General features: G+C 46.9%; 11 protein-coding genes. All 11 read left to right on the top strand.

The window, feature by feature from the left end; genetic code table 11:
* The first annotated feature begins 3 nt into the window (after window positions 1–3).
* The 11 genes from ABD014_RS23655 (at window position 4) to ABD014_RS23605 (ending at window position 16,250) form a co-directional block, all read left to right on the top strand.
* Window positions 4–717: a response regulator transcription factor gene (locus ABD014_RS23655; protein ID WP_343865538.1), complete on the top strand. Its 714-nt coding sequence runs from the start codon at window positions 4–6 to the stop codon at window positions 715–717.
* 25 nt (window positions 718–742) lie between these two features.
* Window positions 743–2,170 (top strand): sensor histidine kinase, encoded by a 1,428-nt coding sequence (locus ABD014_RS23650; RefSeq protein ID WP_343865536.1) that lies wholly within the window; start codon window positions 743–745, stop codon window positions 2,168–2,170.
* Between the two features lie 67 nt (window positions 2,171–2,237).
* Window positions 2,238–3,020: an ABC transporter ATP-binding protein gene (locus ABD014_RS23645; protein WP_343865534.1), complete on the top strand. Its 783-nt coding sequence runs from the start codon at window positions 2,238–2,240 to the stop codon at window positions 3,018–3,020.
* Window positions 2,999–5,455, top strand: a complete 2,457-nt coding sequence (locus ABD014_RS23640; protein WP_343865532.1) for an ABC transporter permease — start codon at window positions 2,999–3,001, stop codon at window positions 5,453–5,455. The genes ABD014_RS23645 and ABD014_RS23640 overlap by 22 nt, the downstream gene beginning before the upstream one ends.
* Before the next feature lie 615 nt (window positions 5,456–6,070).
* On the top strand, window positions 6,071–7,819 hold the full coding sequence (locus tag ABD014_RS23635; RefSeq protein WP_343865530.1) for a fibronectin type III domain-containing protein: 1,749 nt from the start codon (window positions 6,071–6,073) through the stop codon (window positions 7,817–7,819).
* A gap of 239 nt (window positions 7,820–8,058) precedes the next feature.
* On the top strand, window positions 8,059–9,066 hold the full coding sequence (locus ABD014_RS23630; protein ID WP_343865528.1) for a LacI family DNA-binding transcriptional regulator: 1,008 nt from the start codon (window positions 8,059–8,061) through the stop codon (window positions 9,064–9,066).
* 229 nt (window positions 9,067–9,295) lie between these two features.
* Entirely contained in the window at window positions 9,296–10,552 is a 1,257-nt protein-coding gene (locus ABD014_RS23625; protein WP_343865526.1) for an ABC transporter substrate-binding protein, read from the top strand.
* A gap of 83 nt (window positions 10,553–10,635) precedes the next feature.
* Complete coding sequence (locus ABD014_RS23620) at window positions 10,636–11,502, top strand: carbohydrate ABC transporter permease (RefSeq protein ID WP_343865524.1); 867 nt, start codon at window positions 10,636–10,638, stop codon at window positions 11,500–11,502.
* Complete coding sequence (locus ABD014_RS23615) at window positions 11,502–12,329, top strand: carbohydrate ABC transporter permease (protein ID WP_343865522.1); 828 nt, start codon at window positions 11,502–11,504, stop codon at window positions 12,327–12,329. The genes ABD014_RS23620 and ABD014_RS23615 overlap by 1 nt, the downstream gene beginning before the upstream one ends.
* Before the next feature lie 43 nt (window positions 12,330–12,372).
* A complete protein-coding gene (locus ABD014_RS23610; RefSeq protein WP_343865520.1) occupies window positions 12,373–14,046 on the top strand; it encodes a glycoside hydrolase family 13 protein in 1,674 nt (557 codons plus the stop codon).
* 422 nt (window positions 14,047–14,468) lie between these two features.
* Window positions 14,469–16,250, top strand: coding sequence for an ABC transporter ATP-binding protein (locus ABD014_RS23605; protein ID WP_343865518.1), 1,782 nt, complete (start codon window positions 14,469–14,471; stop codon window positions 16,248–16,250).
* Window positions 16,251–16,303 lie beyond the last annotated feature (53 nt).

Raw genomic sequence — 16,303 nt, 5'->3', positions numbered from 1 at the left:
AATATGACTGCATATAAGAAGATTTTAATAATTGAAGATGAACAGGATCTTGCTCGAATTGTTAAGGATTATATCAGCAAGCAGGGCTACGAGACGGCGGTTGTTGATCATGGCAAGGATGCGCTGCAGCGAATAGAGTCCTGGCAGCCGGACTTTATCATTCTGGACATTATGCTGCCTGATATGGACGGAATTGAGCTCTGTCGGCAGATTCGTGAACGGAATAATGTCCCTGTCCTCATTTTGAGTGCCAGGGGCAGTGACACGGATAAGGTGCTAGGGCTTGGCTTTGGAGCGGATGATTACATGACGAAGCCGTTCTCGCTTATTGAGTTGTTGGCCAGAATCAAGTCCAATTTACGAAGGGTCGAGAGCATGATAAGTTCAGCTCATACACCGCCTAAGGACAAGGATATTCTCCAATTCGGATCAATCCTGGTCGATAGGAAGGCGTACCGGGTTACGATAGAGGGACAGGAGATCTCACTCTCCGCTAAGGAATTGGAGCTGCTGTTCTACCTGGGCAAGCACCGCAATCAGGTGTTCTCCAAGATCCAATTACTGGACGCTGTCTGGGGCTACAGTACTTACGGGGACGAGAATACCATTACCGTGTACATTCGCAGATTGCGCGAGAAGCTGGAGGCTGATCCATCCAATCCGGTATATATCAAAACAGTTTGGGGAGTCGGCTATAAATTCAGCTTTGATGAATAAGACCTGGCTGAGATAGGAGAGTTCTATGTATTTGCAGGTTTGGATCAGAAGATGGATGATCGCCGTATGGATTGGGCTGCTTATGATAGCTATTTGTAGCGTAGGATTTATCTGGAATGACCATCTGCAAAGACAGCGTGAAGATTCCAGATATGTCATCAATCGGGTACGCCTACAGGTGAGCGGAATTATGCAGTATCTGGAGCAGCATGGCCAAGAGGTTGCTGGTTCTGCGGAGGTTCGAGATAAGCTGTTGGATATGTCCAAGGAATCACGAGTGAGCTTCATATACACAGCGCTCGACGGGCAGGTAATATTTAATGCTTCTTCAGATACTGCCCTCCAGCAAATCGATGTAAGAACAGGGCTTCATTATGATTTGTATCAAGCCAGAACGGATCAGGATCAATATCGCATCGCTTTTCCGGTAGTTGATGAAGCGGCACAGGCTCAAGTCGGTAATGCTATATTCACGCTCCCGGCGGAGGATGTGTTTGTTCCCAAGACGAACGGAGCACTGTATTTATTATCAGCTATTATTGCTGTCATTGTCGTTATCCTATGTATATCGCTGCTTTTGCTGAGAAGGAAGATTAGACAGGATGTTCTCATTCCGGTTCGTCAATTGAAAGACTATTCGGAAGCGATTCTCAAGGGCAATTACGAGTCGAAAGCGACCTATGACCAGATGGATGAATTAGGCGAGGTTCATACGATGTTTGAGCAGATGAGGATGGAGATCCAGCATCTGAGTCGGCGCAGAGAGGAGCAGGAACAAGCCCAGAAAGAATTGATCTCGAATATTTCCCATGATTTGAAGACACCGCTGGCAACCTTGAAGGCCTATATCGAAGCGATGCGAGAAGGGGTATGCCCGGATATGGATACTGTGATGGAATATGCCGGAGTAATGTACAACAATACGGAGAAGATGGCCAGGCTGACCGAAGATCTGCTGTTGCACGCCTTGAAGGAACTGGGACAAATATCGGTGACGTTAAAGGAGAGGTACAGCAAGGAACTGCTGCAATCCATTCTGCAGCCGATTGCTCACTATGTGCGTACAACGGGAGTGCATTTTATTGAGCCAACGGACATCCCGGATGTACTGATTCATGTGGATGGACCTAGGCTGGAGCAGGTGATATCCAATCTGATTATGAATGCCATGAAGCATACAGAACCAGGAGAGATGATCAGCGTGGGTACTGAGCTGGAACAGGGACAGTTCAAGATAACGATTGCAGATACAGGACGGGGTATCCTTCCCCAGGACATGCCGTTTGTGTTCGAGCGTTACTTCCAAGGCAAGACGGATAGAGATTCCGGTACAGACGGGAGCGGGCTTGGCCTATCGATCTGCAAATATATTATTGAAGCGCATCAGGGCACAATTTCCTTCCGAAGTGTGCAGGGACAGGGAACGACATTCTATTGTCTGATTCCGCTATAGGCAGCATGTAATATTTCATTAATATTTTGATAAGGGTCTATCCATATGCGCCTCTTACAATGAGGGTATGTTTGTACTTGAGGGGGCATGTTCTGTGAAAAAGGTGATCATTGAAGCAAAGAATCTATGTAAGACTTATTCCACGGGCAGTGAACAATTCCATGCCATACGAAATTTAAACCTCGACATTTATGAGGGGGATTTTACGGTGATCATGGGCAATTCGGGCTCGGGAAAGTCAACTCTATTGTATCTTCTCAGTGGACTTGATTCGATCACGGTAGGGGAGGTTTATTATTGGGGAGATAGGATCGACAGTTATTCGGAGAAGGAGCTGGCGAAGTTCAGAACAAAGCGGATCGGATATATCTATCAGAGCATTAACCTTGTCCCTGATCTGACCTTATATGAGAATATTGCATTGCCCGGGTATATCGAGGGTCAATCCAAACACCAGGTGGATGAAAAGGTGCAAAATCTGATGAAGGCGATGGAGATCGATGGGCAGCAGCATAGACTCCCGGCCCAGACCTCTGGCGGACAGCAGCAGCGGGCGGCTATTGCCAGGGCGTTGATGAATGATCCGGACGTTATTTTTGCCGATGAGCCAACGGGCAGCTTGAATTACGAGCATGGAGTTGCCGTGCTGGATATTCTGACGGAGATGAATCGCAAGGGGCAATCCGTGGTCATGGTTACCCATGATATCAAAGCGGCTTGCCGCGCCGATCGCCTGATTCTGATCCATGACGGCAAGATCGCCGATGTCTTGCAGCTCGGGAAGTTCGAGCCTGACCAGCTCGAGGATCGGGAGAAGATCATATTTGCTTGTATATCTGGAAGGGGGTAAGTACGATGTATGCGGCTTACTCTCTTTGCAGGGCGAATCTAAGGAAGAAGAAGGTTCATAACGCCTTAATCGGTCTGCTCATTCTGTTATCGACGGTTCTTCTTGTAACCTCAGTAACAGTGATCCTTAATACGACCAATTTATTTACGAATATGCATACCAAGACGCATGGTTCCCACGAGATGCTAATCCTGGATGGAGAAGTGCATGACCCTAAGCTTGTATATGAGTGGTGGAAAGAGCAAGAAGGGGTGGCCACTTCGTCATTGATCCCTTTTAGAACTCTTTCAGGTATATCGAGACCAGGGCATGAGCCCACAGCCGGACTCTTGAACCTGTACTTGTATATGATGGATACTACAGCCAGGCCTTATGAAGTGGATGAGCTTCTGTTCGCACAGGGAGTAGAGAGCTTGGTACCTGAACCGGGAACCGTCTGGCTTCCTTCCTCAATTGCTTATCTATATGATATTTCTCCAGGAGATACGCTGGAATTCTCTACGGGTGACAGCAGGCTCTCCATAGAAGTAGCGGCAGTTGTTGTTGATATGCCGTTTGGGGCTCCTTTTCCAACCTCTGCACGAATCTGGATGAATCACCAGGACTATGTAGCACATTTTCAAGATATTCCGGGCAATGATCAGTATATGATGGGGCTTCGATTCGAGGATTACAGCCGTAGTTCAACCTATTGGGAGCGATGGCAGCAGGAGATGGGCACGCCTTATTTAGGGTCGAAGACAAGCTTCCAGGAGATGTCCTCCTTCTACCTAATTATGAATAAAATGATAGGGTTCATTATGGTGTCTCTCGGTGTAATGATGATGTTCGTGGCCCTATTTACGATTGGATTTACGATATCGGATGACATTTTGTCCAACTATAAGACGATCGGTGTTATAAAAGCGTTAGGCCTGACCTCCAGGAAGCTGATTGGCGTGTATATGATGCAGTACATCATGATCGCGGCGGTATCGGTAGTTCCCGGATTTATAGCCAGTCGCTTCTTATCCGGAGTGATCGTTGATAGTGCGCTCTCGTCCTTGAAGACGAAGACTGCCGGAGTCACACCAGGAGGGGGATGGCCGGCCCTGACAACAGCGCTGCTGTTGCTTGCTCTGATTCTGTTATGTGTATTTTACTATGCTAACAAAGCGCGTCATGTACAGCCGATGCAGGCGATCCGTTATGGGATGTCGGAGACGCAGCATAGCATGAAGACAAGACGACTTACGCGGGCAAAGGGTTCGGGTTCGCCAGGAATGCTTGGAAGAGCCCCGCTGCTGGCTGTCATCGGATTCAGAAACCTGCTGAAGAATAGGAAGGCTGCGGTGCTGATGCTGCTTCTGTCGATGATGATGTCAGCCGTTTTAGTGCTGGGCTTCGTACTTCTATATAGTATCAGTCATATTAAGGAGACCTCGCCATTATGGGGTTACGACTCTACTGATGTTGTAGTACAAATAACGAATAAATCCGTCTTCTCCCGGTCTGCATTCGACCAGCAAGCTGCATCCGATCCACGGATCGAGAATACGAATTGGGTTGGGGCTGTGAACGGCGTTGTTACAGCAGATCGGCCTGCAGGGGTTGAAGCGACTTACACCGAGCCAATGAACTTCTCGATTATAGTGATCGATGGTAGTTATGACGAGATTGGGTACCGTAATTTGAGCGGAAGGAACCCGCAGAACAAGGATGAAATTTCGATCGGGATGAATGTAGCGAAGCAGCTGAACAAAGAGATCGGGGACATAGTAGAGGTATATATCGAAGGGCACCGCCATCTATTGACGGTCTCAGGAATCTATCAGTCTATCGCTAATATGTCCTACTCAGCAAGAATCCTGGCGGATACCGTTAGAGTGAATCGTCCCGATTATGAGGATCTCGACTCCGGGTTCATCAATTTGCGGAATGATGCCGATCTAGAGCAGGTTGTTCAGGATTTGAGTTCAGGGTACGGCAATTCAGCGTCAGTAACTACGCAGCAAACCTTGCTCTATGCGGTCTATAAACAAGCGGTTGCTTCATTAATTTTACCCATGTCTATTATGGGACTTTTATTTACCGGTGTAACTGTGATCATCGTTTATAGCTTAAGCCGCATTAATATTCGCAAAGAGAGCAAGACCTACGGAATTTACAAGACATTAGGTCTGACCTCGGGAAAAATAAGATTCTCCATTTTGCTCGGCGTCCTGGTACTCTCGATGATCGGCGCAGTCATAGGGGCTCTCGCAGGCGTCTATATTCTGCCAATGATTCTGGGGAGCATCCTGTCTGATTACGGTATCGCCAAGCTACCTTTGATATTGAACTGGTGGGGCATTATAGCCTTTGCGCTAGTTACAGCGTTGGCAGCCGGGCTGGGTTCCTGGGCCTCGTCGAGAATCGTAGCCAGAACGTCACCGCAAATTCTGGTGGTAGAGTAGAGAAGCTGTACTGCACTGTTGAATAAAGATAGAGAAGAAGAGTCTAATCACCCTAGTAGGTGAGAGGCTCTTTTTGATTGCATTCAAGTGTGAACTATTTTGACTGAATTTAAAATTTAATATATTTTATCAAATCGGATATAGACAACTGAATTACAATTATTTACAATGAATACAGATTAATAAATTAACCTCTTTTTTCTTCAGTAGTAATTCCTCTTATTAAGCAATCTAGTAAACAGTCTAAGTTTTGTTATGTTCCCTCTTTTAAGCATCGATTTTTTTCTATTTCAATGAATCCAATCTACCGGTCTCTATTGGTGTTCGCCGTGTATTCTTGTCAATGTCCATATCATCCATGGGCCTATTTTGTGGTCCTACTTTTCCCAGGTCTCTATCATCTGATCTATTAAATCGTTCATCCCATTAGCTCTGAGGAATAGTGTCTTCAGTGCTAAGTACGTTCCGCTTAAATACTCTATGCGTCACTTTTAGTTCTATCGAAGTATGACGCATAGTTTATTTTCATAGAGAAAGAAGAAAGGAGGAATTTCAAGGTTTCAAGGTTTTAAGGGAGATGGAGGTAGCTAGCTGAAATGATAAGGAGGAGTTTCGATGAGAAGAATGCCGCAACAGACGAGCAAGGGGATCAGACGCGGAATACCAGTCTTACTGATCATCGCACTATTAGTGGCGCTGCTGCCATCACTGGCATTTGCTGCGGATCGGGGCGCATGGGCGCCGAATGTGGCTTACCAGGCGAACGATACTGTAACCTATGGAGGCAATACCTATAAAGCGCTGCAAGCGCATACTTCGCTTGTCGGTTGGGAACCGCCTAACGTGCCAGCATTGTGGCAGCAGACACAGGGGGGGACCAGTGATACCCAGGCACCGACTGCACCAGGTAATCTAAATGCTTCCGGCATAACAAGTTCCAGTATCACGCTGCAGTGGACCGCCTCCACGGATAATGTTGGCGTCACGGAGTACGTGATCTATCAAGGTACGGCAACGGTCGGTAGTGTCTCCGGATCTACGTTGATATTTACCCATACCGGACTTACCCCGGATACGACTTATTCTTATTCGGTTAAGGCCAAGGATGCTGCCGGCAATGTATCTCCTTCCAGCAATACGATCAGCGTGAAGACGAATGCCGTCAGCAGCCCGGATACTCAGGCCCCCTCGACACCTGCCAACGTTACAGTCACGGGTGTAACCTCATCGTCAGTATCGCTATCCTGGACGGCTTCCACAGATAATGTCGGGGTCACCGGCTATGATGTATACCAAGGCACAAATTTGGCACTGTCTGTCACGGGAACAAGCGCTACGGTCTCAGGCCTCTCTGCAGGTACGGCGTATACTTTCAAGGTAGCCGCCAAGGATGCTGCCGGGAATGTATCGCCACAAAGTACAGCGGTTAGCGCAACGACGACCGGAGGCGGCGGAGGCGGAGGGCAACTGCCGAAGCACACGCTGACAGGCTATTGGCATAATTTCATTAACGGCTCATCCAATATTAAGCTCAGCGACGTTCCTAGCCAATATGATATTATTGCACTCTCCTTTGCGGAAATGGATCCGGCGAAGCCAGGCGGAGTGACCTTTAACGTGAATGGACCGCTATCTAATGCACTGGGTGGCTACTCTAATACCGATCTGATCAATGATATCCAGGCGAAGCGCGCCCAAGGCAAAAAGGTCATTCTCTCCATCGGTGGAGAGTTGGGAAATGTTAACTTAGATAACGCTACACCTAACGTTGCCAATTTCGTGGACAGTATGTACGGGCTAATTACGCAGTACGGACTTGACGGAATCGATATTGACCTCGAGAATGGCATGAATGTAACAAATCTGACGAGTGCAGTACGTCAATTGCAAGCCAAAGTTGGATCAGGATTTATTCTGACGATGGCTCCGCAGACGATTGATATGCAAAGCCCGAATACAACGTATATGCAGTTATACAACAATCTTAAAGACATCACTACCGTCATCAATGTACAATATTACAATTCCGGGTGTATGTTGGGCCGTGACGGGAAATGCTACTCACAGGGAACGATCGATTTCCTTACGGCGCTGTCCGATCTGACACTGCAATGGGTAGAGCCTTCTCAATTAGGAATCGGAGTACCTGCCACTTCAGGTGCGGCTGGAGGAGGATATGTCTCTCCGACGGTCGTCAACAATGCGTTGAAGTGCCTGACGAATGGTACGGATTGCGGGACGTACAAGCCAGTAGCGAAGTATCCGGATTTCCGTGGCGCGATGACATGGTCGATCAACTGGGACAAGACCACGAATTATTCTTTTGCCAATACGGTTAAACCTCTCTTATTGACATTACCATAATGGTTCACAGCAGCCGGCGGCCCGCTCTTCAATCGATGGGGGCGGGTGGCCAGGCAAGCAAGAAAGGGCTTACTTTACTTCGCGAATCTTTGACCTAAAATTGTGAAAGCGATTCATAAAAGCGTTGACAAAGGTAAAACACAAAAGTATACTGTAACCAAGTTAAACGTTTACTCAAAATTTTTAAGTAAATAGTAATGGTATGAAAATGTAAAGAAGGTTGCGATTTTGATGGGAATATGAACCCTCCAACAATTAAGGATGTTGCCAAGGCATCAGGGGTATCGGTTGCTACGGTCTCTAGGGTACTTCACAATCTTTCAGGCTATTCGGACAAGACGAAGCAGAAGGTTTTGCAAGCGGTTGAAGAGCTCGGCTACCAGCCTAACGCTATTGCCAGAGGTCTAATCAACAAGCGAACGCAGACGATTGGTGTCCTCGTTCCCGACGTATCGAGCAGCTTCTCGTCAGAGATTCTGCACGGGATAGAGCAGGTGGCCAATGATAAGGGATTTAGTGTCATTATGTGCAACACGGATGAAGACGGAAAGCGTACGCTGAAATACCTTCAGGTGCTTGGAGAGAAGCAGGTGGATGGAGTGATATTCACAAGCGGATCTTTGGAGGATGAGTATTACAAGCTGCTCAAGCAAATGCGAGTTCCGGTCGTACTGGTTAACACGCTATCCCATAAGCATGCTATTCCTTATGTGAAGGTAGATGATCGACAGGCTTCCTACCATGCTACAGAGTATCTTATCCGCAAAGGACATCGTGATATCGCAATGATCTGCGGTACGATTACAGATGCCATTGCTGGCGTTCCTCGTCTAGAGGGGTACCGTCAGGCACTTGAAGATCATGGTCTGGAATATATGGAATCGAGAGTGGGCTACGGAAACTTCCGTCTGGATATGGGGCGTGAAGCGATGAAGCTGCTGCTGGATGAGGCACCACCGTTCACGGCTCTCTTCGCTGCCAGTGATGAGATGGCGATCGGTGCGATGGGGGTAGCCTTGGAACGAGGACTTAAAATCCCGGAGGAAATGTCGATTATCGGTTATGATGATCTCGTCTTCTCGAGAATGGTCTTTCCTCCATTAACGACGATTCACCAGCCTTTGCCGATGATGGGACGTATGGCATCTGAGATGCTGATTCAATTAATCGAAGGTACTGATCAGGTATCCAGCAGCATCGTTAGCCATCAATTAATAGAGAGACAGACGGTTCGCCAAATGCCTTGAACAACAAGGCAAGTTTTTTTCACGATAAAGTAAACGTTTACTCTTTTTCTAGCTTATTTCTATCAATTATTCATAGAGAGGTTACAAAGGCAGAGAGTAGACAATTGACTTGAAGGAGGTGGTTGCCGAGAAAGAGAAGACAGGACGTTTCTTCGAAGTAAAAGTATACGTTTACTCGCTATTGGTTATTCTACACAGCAAAAATAAAAAGTATGGAGGGTCAGTAAGTATGAAAAAGACAATATCCTTAGTTCTTGTGAGTGCATTATTTTTGATGGCATTGGCTGGCTGCGGCAGCCCAAAAAATACAAATGAGTCCAGTGGCAATACGTCATCGGCCAAGAAGGTAGAGTTGGAGTTCTTCCAGAACAAGACGGAAGCCAAGGATTCATTCGATGCTCTTATTAAGAAATTCAATGAGGCAAACCCGAATATTCATGTTCAGCAGGTGAATCCGCCTGATGCTGAGACTGTCCTTAAAACCCGTGTAGCGAAGAAAGACGTTCCTGATATTATCGGTCTCGGTGCCACAGATACTTATGCCCAACTGGCAAAGAGCGGAATTTTCGCTGATCTTACCGGAGATGCGCTACTTAATAACATTCAACCCGCTTATCTGAATATGTTGAACAAGCTTATCGGATCTGAAAGCGCTTATGCCATTCCGTTTACAGCAAATGCAAGTGGTGTAATTTACAATAAAGCGATCTTCTCCGAGCTTGGACTTGAAGTTCCTAAGACTTGGGATGAATTTATGAACGTAGCTCAAAAAGCAAAGGATGCTGGAAAGACAGCGATTTATCAGACGCTGAAGGATTCTTGGACAACGCTTGTTCCGTTCAACTCTCTGTCCAGTGACATTGTTGGTATCGACTTCTATGGTAAACGTACCGAAGGAGCTATTAAATTCGACAGTCCTGAGTTCCGTGAAGTTGCCGAGAAGCAACTGAAATTGCTCGACTTTGGTCAGAAGGATCTGTTCGGCAAAGGCTACAACGATGGTAATGCTGCATTTGCCAGAGGAGAGGCTGCTATGTACATTCAAGGTGTATGGGCTATCCCTGAAATTCTGAAGGCCAATCCAAATGTAGAGCTGGGTGTATTCCCATTCCCTGCAACAAATGATGAAGCGAAGAACAAAGTGATTTCCGGGGTCGACACTCTGCTTGCGATCTCCAAGAATACGAAGCATTCTGAGGAAGCTAAGAAATTTATCGATTTCATGCTGCAACCCGACAATATTCAATTCTTCATCGATCAACAAAAAGCATTCTCTGCGGTTAAGGGTGTAACTCAATCCGATCCAAGCGTAGAAGGTTTCAATGCGGCATTCGAGAGCGGTGCGATCGAGGACTTCTCCGATCACTACATTCCAAGTGCAGTGAAAGCCGATACGATTATCCAAGGCTTCCTGCAAAAGAAAGATGTAGACGCTTATGTGAAGCAGTTTGATACAGAGTGGGACAAGGTTGCAAACCGTAAATAATAAGCTTGAACCTTAAGCCCTTAGTGAGAGGAGAAGAGTGCGCTGACTGTGCGCTCTTCTCCATTTAAAGAAGGAGGATTACGATGGCCAAAAGGAAAGCCGCGTTCTACACAATGACTATACCGGCCTTGCTCCTGTTTTTCCTATTTCATACCTTTCCAACGCTGCAAGGGATATTCTATTCGTTCACGAACTATGACGGATATAGCGACAGCTATGATTTTGTAGGCTTCAAGAACTTTGCCTCCCTGTTCACAGATAGCAATGTACTGAACGCTTATCTCTTTACTTTCAAATACGCGATCGTCGTTACTATATTTATTAATGTCATCAGCTTACTTATTGCCTTAGGGCTGAACTCGCGCATCAAATTCCGTAATTTCTTCCGGGGCATTTACTTCCTGCCTAACGTTCTCGGCGTATTGATCGTCGGTTATATTTTTAACTATATATTTGCCAATGCCATCCCGATGATTGGCGAGAAGCTTGGCAGCGAGATACTCACGATGAACATCCTCGGCAGTGAGAAGTGGGCCTGGATTGGTATCGTGATCGTCGCAGTATGGCAAGGGATCGCCTTCAATACGATTCTGTACCTGGCTGGCCTACAGACCATTCCACGTGATATTTACGAAGCAGCGGATATTGATGGTGCAGGTCCTTGGAGCACATTCTGGTCGATGACATTTCCGATGCTGGCTTCGTTCTTTACGATTAATATGGTGTTGGCGATGAAGAACTCGCTCATGGTATTTGACCAGATCGTAGCTCTTACCGGCGGAGGGCCTGGACGTTCGACGCAATCGATCGCCATGCTGATCTATCAAGGCGGCTTCCAGGGCGGAGAATTCGCTTATCAATCGGCGAACGCGGTTATTTACTTCATCGTGATCGTGATCATCTCTGTCGTGCAGCTTAACTTTTTACAGAAGAGGGAGTTGGATGCCTAATGAAAACCAGAAACTCCACCAATTGGCTCATAACAGCCCTGATTACCCTCGGTTCGCTCGTTATTCTATTTCCGCTGTATATGACCGTATCTATTGCGTTGAAAAATCCAGAAGAGATGGCTCAATCGATCTTCGCTCTGCCGACGGGACTGCACTTCGACAACTTCACCCGTGCGATTGAAGCGACGGATTTCTTCTCGGCGTTTAAGAACAGCTTCGTTATTACGTTCTTCTCGGTGAGCTTTGTGCTCTTGACCAACTCGCTAGTGTCGTATGCTGTAGCGCGTAATATGAACCATAAGTTCTTCAAAGGCTTGTATTTCTACTTCATTAGCGCGATGTTCATTCCGTTCCAGATCATTATGCTGCCGGTTGTAAAACTGACGACCGATCTGAGAATGAACAACATTCCTGGCTTGATCATTCTGTATATCGTCTATGGACTCGCCTTTAACATTTTCGTCTATGTTGGTTATATCCGTTCTATACCGCTAGAGCTGGAAGAGGCGGCAACGGTAGACGGAGCAACAACGTACGGAACCTTCTGGCGGATTATTTTCCCGCTGCTTGCGCCGATTAATGCGACGGTCGCCATTCTGAGCTGTCTGTCCACATGGAACGACTTCATGCTGCCGCTCATTATTCTGAGCAAACCGGAATCGTATACACTTCCTCTGGTGCAGTATGTATTCCAAGGCCAATTCAGCACGGATTACAACCTAGCCTTTGCCTCTTACTTGCTAGCGCTGGCACCGATGGTGATCGTATATATCTTCGCACAGAAGTGGATTATTAACGGAATCACTCAAGGTGCTGTAAAGTCATAAGCATCATGAATATAGATAAATAAATGGATAGGAGTTTTCATTCATGAAGAAGACATGGTGGAAGGAAAGCGTTGTATATCAGATATATCCGCGCAGTTTCCAGGACAGCAACGGGGATGGGATCGGCGATATTCCGGGGATTATTTCAAGACTGGATTATTTGCAGAAGCTGGGAGTAGATGTAATCTGGTTATGTCCGGTCTACGAGTCGCCGAACGACGATAACGGCTACGACATTAGCAACTATCGGGGAATTATGGATGAGTTCGGTACAATAGAAGATTGGGAGCGTCTGCTTGACGGCCTGCATAGTCGCGGAATGAAGCTGATTATGGATTTGGTAGTGAACCATACCTCGGACGAGCATGCCTGGTTCGTTGAATCCCGCAAGTCCAAGGATAATCCTTACCGTGATTATTATATTTGGCGTGATGGCAAGGATGGCAAGGAGCCGAACAACTGGGCTTCTATCTTCAGCGGTTCTGCCTGGAAATACGATGAGACGACAGACCAGTACTATCTGCACCTCTTCTCCAAGAAACAGCCGGATCTGAACTGGGAGAATGAGAAGGTACGCCGTGAGGTGTATGATTTGATGACCTGGTGGCTGGATAAAGGCATCGACGGATTCCGGATGGACGTCATCAATATGATCAGCAAAGTTGAAGGTTTACCGGACGGAGAAGGGGAGAGCAAGTACAAGGACGGCGGCAAATACTTCATGAATGGTCCGCGTATCCATGAATTCCTGCAGGAGATGAATCAGGAAGTACTGTCGAAATATGATGTGATGACCGTTGGCGAGACGCCGGGAGTATCGCCAGAGGAAGCGGCGCTCTATGTAGGTGAGGATCGGGGCGAGCTGAGCATGGTGTTCCAGTTCGAATCGATGGACATTGACTCAGGCCCAGGAGGCAAATGGTTTGTAACGCCGTGGAAGCTGCTCGACTTCAAGCGCATTATGAGCAAGTGGCAGACTGACCTTGATGGGAAGGGCTGGAACAGCCTGTTCCTGAATAATCATGACCAGCCGCGAATGGTGTCCCGCTTCGGCGATGACGGCAAATACCGCAAGGAATCAGCTAAAATGCTTGGTACGCTGCTTCATACGATGCAGGGTACACCGTTTATTTATCAGGGTGAAGAGCTCGGCATGACCAATGTGAAGTTCGCAACGATTGAAGAGTATCAGGATATCGAGACGCATAATATGTTCAATGAACATCGCGAAGCAGGCCGTTCGGTTGAAGATATTATGGCTTCCATCTATAGCAAAGGTCGCGATAATGCCCGTACGCCGATGCAATGGGACGCAACAGCGCATGGCGGCTTTACGGCCGGGACACCTTGGCTTGTCGTTAATCCAAATTATAAAGAGATCAATGCCGAAGAGGCCATGGCCGATCCGGATTCTATTTTCCATTACTATCGTCGCCTGATTGAGCTGCGCAAGCAGCATGAAGTGATTGTCTATGGCAAATATAAGCTCCTCCTGGAGGATCATGAGCATATTTATGCATATACTCGCACTTTGGGCGATGAACGGCTGCTGGTGATTCTTAACTTCTTCGCTACCCCTGTGACTTTCGAGCTGCCTGCATCCGTAGGTTACCGTACTTACGAGCAACTGATTGGCAACTATGAATTGCCTGAGGGGACGCGGCTTGAGCAAATGGAGCTTCGCCCATACGAGGCTCAGGTATTGAGATTAAGCTAATCAATCCGGATCATTTAGATTGGAGGAACGGCTTCGGCCGTTCCATTTTATTTTGATTAAAAGGCAGTAGGGTCGTAAATAGCATAGTTGTAGCGTCTAATAGGAACAGATATAATAAGATTATTCTACGAAGATGAGGTGAGAGGATGGCAATCCGTAACGTTCGAAGTAACTAGTTCTCGGGCTGGGTAACACGCGTACCAGCTATCAAGGGGGTTCTATGCCCTTTTGACCACATCGAGACTAGAGCTTTGAACGGTGTCGGCAAATGCTATCGCTCTAGAATTAAGCCAAGGGCACCATGCTATATATGCTTGTTGGAAAGATTACCTTGATACGTTGATATCAGGCATTCTCTTTCCGTCTGCATATAAGAGCAGTGATCCTTGGCTTTTTTGATCTTATTGGAGGTAGATTCGAATATGTTGAAGAAGTGCATTGTTCTTTTCAAGTGGATGATATTGCTGTATATAATTATGGGCTTTATGATCCAATTTCTTAATGCGTATGGCATCAGAATATTTCAGGAACTGATTGATCAAGTGGCTGGGATTCGCCAGCTTAACGATATACTAGGGTTAATTATTTTGTACGGCTGCATTTTACTGGCAGTGTCCCTTTTGAATTATCTTACAGAATATCCGCAGGCGTATTTGTCGCACGGAATTTTTGAGAAGCTGAAGATTATGGCGCTGGAGAAGGTGTCCAGAATGGATTATGGCGCCTACCAGAATATTGGAACCGGCCGGATGATCAAGGTGATCGAGAATGGGGCATCTGCCGGGAAAAGCATCATTTACTCTTTTTACTTAGAGATATTTAGCAACCTGCTGCCGACCATGTTATTCAGCTTGTTATTCATCGGTATGTATAACATACAGATTATGTTAGTTATTGCGGTGGGGTATATCGTTATATTTCTGCTGACGAACCTGCTGCTACGCATGCTCTATAGAATCAAATCCTCGCTGCTGGACAGTCAGGAGAAGCTGGCCAAATACTCGGTGCGCGGATTTATGGAGCTGGTCGTATTCCGGCTCAACAAGCGCTACGACAAGGAAATCAGACGGCTTACAGCTACGGCCGATGATATCGTCGCCAAGAACTGCCGGATCAGGATGATCCATGAAGCCTTTTTTACGATATTTGCTGTAATCGTGAGTCTATTGAAGATCGCCGTACTTGTGTATGGGGTCAAGCAAATTTTGGACGGCGGAACGTCCATCGGAATCGTTGTCGCCTTGATCATGTTCATCGATCAGGTATATACACCCGTGGCTATCTTCAATGTCATCTATGTCGATTACAAGCTGAACCGGGTCGGTTATGGACGTCTTGAACAGTTCATTAATGCGCCTGAGGATGCCAATTTGCTGAAGGGTATGGAAGCAGGGCCGTTGTCCAGGCAGATTGAGTTTAGAGATGTATCCTTCTCATACGGGGATGCGCGACTATTGGATCAGGTTTCTTTTGCGATACCGCAGGGGACGTCACTTGCAATCGTCGGTCTTAGCGGTAGCGGTAAGTCAACGATCGTGAAGTTATTGCTCGGATTGCTGAAAAAGGAATCAGGCAGCATCCTCATCGACGGAGTCGATATCGATCAGATCAAGCTGAACAGCCTGTATGACCATGTATCCTACATCCCGCAGGATGCGCCGATCTTCGATGCGACGATTCGAAGCAATATCGTATTTGATCAAGAGATGTCCGACGAGCAAATTTTAGAATTGCTAGATACGGTGTTGCTGAAAGTCAAAGTTATGAGTCTCCCGGAGGGGCTGGATACGATGGTCGGCGAACGGGGGATTAAGCTATCCGGCGGGGAACGGCAGCGTCTGGCCTTTGCCAGAATTATGGCTCAGCAGAGGGAATTAGTTATCCTCGATGAGCCTGTCTCGGCCCTCGACAATATTACCGAACAGAGGGTGATGGAATCCCTTCTGAATAGATTCAGTAAGAATACGCTTCTCGTTATTGCTCACAGACTAGATTTCGTAAAGCATATGGATCAGATTTTGTTAGTGAGAGATGGAGCAATAGTCGGTTTGGGTACCTTTAAAGAGCTTCTTCACAACAGCCCCTACTTCCAGGAACTTTGGGATCGGGAGAAGAGGGCAGAGAAGGAGAGATTACGGGAAGAAGCTGCGAGTCCAGCTTCAATGACTAATGCTTCTGTAACTGGGTCAGAGATGTTAGATTAGGGTATGTTAAAAAGAAAGAGCGGGCCGAATGCTTCGGCTCGCTCTCTTTGAAA

The organism is Paenibacillus motobuensis (assembly GCF_039521865.1).
GTDB lineage: Bacteria > Bacillota > Bacilli > Paenibacillales > Paenibacillaceae > Fontibacillus > Fontibacillus motobuensis.
This window is presented reverse-complemented; position numbering and strand designations above follow the sequence as displayed.